The sequence below is a fragment of the Streptomyces sp. FH025 genome (assembly GCF_017427025.1).
Classification (GTDB): Bacteria; Actinomycetota; Actinomycetes; order Streptomycetales; family Streptomycetaceae; genus Kitasatospora.
On the sequence record NZ_JAFLNG010000955.1, the window covers coordinates 1 to 2,335 of the forward strand.

Annotated in this window: 2 protein-coding genes; one reads left to right on the forward strand and one right to left on the reverse strand. The window is 76.3% G+C overall.

The window, feature by feature from the left end; all coding sequences use genetic code 11:
* Nucleotides 1-963: GDSL-type esterase/lipase family protein (locus J0670_RS36060; RefSeq protein ID WP_207816921.1), on the forward strand; the 963-nt coding region annotated here is incomplete at its 5' end.
* Between the two features lie 26 nt (nt 964-989).
* Here J0670_RS36060 and J0670_RS36065 read toward each other — a convergent pair.
* Nucleotides 990-2,291 (reverse strand): M14 family zinc carboxypeptidase, encoded by a 1,302-nt coding sequence (locus J0670_RS36065; RefSeq protein ID WP_207816924.1) that lies wholly within the window; start codon nt 2,289-2,291, stop codon nt 990-992.
* Nucleotides 2,292-2,335 lie beyond the last annotated feature (44 nt).

Here is a 2,335-nt window from a genome sequence, read left to right on the forward strand (position 1 = left end):
TGGGACGGGATCTGCGGCTTCGAGGCCCGGGACGGCCTCCTACTGCCGCTGCGCCTACCGGAGGAGCGCGTCGCCACCACGCTCTCCGCCAACTTCGCCCGGCTCGCCCGACTTCCGGTCGGCGCCCGCTTCGCCGTCCGCACCGACGCCGACCGGCTGCTGCTGGAGCTCGCGGCGGAGCCCGGCGACGGGCCGCTGGACGTCCTGGTCGACGGCCGCCTCGCCCACCGCCGACGCCCGGCGGCCGGAGGCGTCGGCCGCCTCGCCGTGGCGCTGCCGGGGGAGCCCGCCGAGGTCGAGGTGTGGCTGCCGCAGCTCTCCCGCACCTGGCTGGGGCCGGTCGGCTTCCACGGCCACCGGATGCTGGAACCGGTGCGGCGGGACGGCCCGCGCTGGGTGGCGTACGGGAGTTCGCTCACCCACGCCATGTACCCGTACGGGCCGTCGGAGAGCTGGGTCTCGCTGATCGCCCGGCGCTACGGCTGGCGGCTGCGCAACCTCGGCTTCGCCGGCGAGGCCTACCTGGACCCGCTGGTCGCCCGGGTCGTGCGGGACACCCCGGCCGACCTGGTCACCCTGGAGATCGGCACCAACGCCTACCTGCGCGGCGCCTTCACCGCGCGCAGCTGGGGCCCGGCGGTGTGCGGCTTCGTCGAGACGATCCGGGACGCGCAGCCCGACGCGGAGATCGCCGTGGTCGCCGCCCTGCCCTCGGTGGAACGCGAGGAGGCGGTCAACGCCGCCGGGCTCACCCTGGCGGGCATCCGCGAACTCACCGGCGACGCCGTCCGGGTGCTCCAGGGGCTCGGCGACACCCGGCTGCACCTGATCGACGGGCGGGAGGTGCTGCCGCTCGCCGAGGCCGAGGAGGTGTACGTCGACGGACTGCACCCGACGCCTGAGGGTGAGTACCGGCTGGCGGACCGGATCGGGCCCATCCTCCGTTCACTGCTTCATAGTTGACGGTACATCAGATGCATTCAGATGCGTCAGATCGGCTGGAGCAGGCAGTCGGCGGCGGTGAGCACCGCACGGGTCTGGTGCGCCAACTGCTCCTGGACCGGCACCCAGCGGGCGCCGAAACGAAGGCGCAGCCGGTCCAGGCTCTCGGTGACCACCGCCCGGGCCCGCTCACGGGCGGCCTCCGCGGCCGGACCGCGGGCGTCCGCGAGCAGCCGCAGCAGGATCGAGGCGACCCGCAGCGGCAGCCGGGCGGCGACCAGCCCGGCAGTGGTCGCCCGGGAGGCGCTCAACGGCCGGGGGCACCAGAGCTCCAGCCACTCGTCGGCCACCCGCGGCGCCACCGCCAGGTTGAACTCGACGGTGCGCACCAGCGGGCCGTGCTCCTCCCGGGCCTGCGCCGGGACGCGCGCGAGCAGCGCGGACAGCTCCTCGGCGCGCTCGGTGAGCCCGTGGGCGGCGTCCCGCACGGCCTGCGGACCCGCCGGGTGCGGGCGGGCGTCGCCGACCGCGTCCACCGCCCACATCGGGACCTCCAGGACGGCCGTGACCGCGCCGTACCGGGCGGCGTACGACCAGGTGGACAGCTCGGGTTCGTCCGGCAGGGCCCGGGAGGTGTCCGCGCTGTCGGGCGCCGGCATCAGGTAGGTGCCGGGCGCGGGACTGGCCCAGCCGACCGCGTCGTAGGAGTCCACGTCCAGCGGCAGGCCGGCCCGGTCCGCGGAACGGGCGAAGCGCTCGGCCAGACCGCGCACCGGACCGGTCAGCTGCACGAAGGCGCCGCCGAAGTCCACCCCGTGCAGCGAGCACTGGAGGAACGGGCGCAGCTCGTCGATGAGGCCGGTCAACGCCACGCTCTCCGGCATCGGCGGGCGACCGGAGCCGGGGGCGGGCAGCAGCTCGGGCTGCTCCTCGAAGGCGGGGCGGAAGAAGTGCTCGTAGTGGCGGCGCATGGTGAGCGGGCCGTCCAGCCAGCCCGCGTTGAGCGCGGCACCGTCCGGATCCAGGCAGAGCAGCAGGTGCCAGGACAGGCCGGGGCGGGCGGGGCGCTCCAGCAGCACCTCGGCCAGCCGGACGGCGGAGGCCGTGCCGATCGGCTCATTGGGGTGCGGGCCGCCGACCACCAGCGCGGCGCGCGGCCCGCGGTCGACGGAGAGCAGCAGCAGCGGGCGGCCGGCCCGGGAACGGCCCACCTCGCGCAGCCGGCAGCGGTCCGGGTGGCGCAGCGCGAGCCGCCTGGCCGCGGACTCGGCCTGCGCCTGCGAGGGGTAGCGGGCCGGCCGGGCGTCGAGGGTCCGCAGGGGCCGGACCCGCCGACCGGTGTCGGTCATGGTTCTCCTTGCGACCGGTCGTACGGCCGCCGGGGCGCGGGCGT